We start from the raw sequence: 247 nt of genomic DNA, 5'->3' as shown, positions 1-247 counted from the left end.
CCCCGCGCATCGCCCCCCCGCCCCCCCCACCCCCCCCCCCGGGCGCCCGCCCCCCGGGGGCGCGCGGCGCCCCCCCCCCCGGGTCGGGCTGGGCAGGGGCGGAGGGGGCGAGGAATGCTGGGGCCGGGTACCCCACGCCGGGGCGGTGGGAGCGCCGGTCAGGGGGAGCAGGGGCTTGCGCCGAGGCGGGGGCGCACGCAAGGGAGCGGGGCCGGGCGTGTCGACCGGCCCCGCTCCCAGGTGTTCC

This window comes from Streptomyces sp. NPDC127038 (assembly GCF_042725875.1).
Lineage (GTDB): Bacteria > Actinomycetota > Actinomycetes > Streptomycetales > Streptomycetaceae > Streptomyces.
This window is presented reverse-complemented; position numbering follows the sequence as displayed.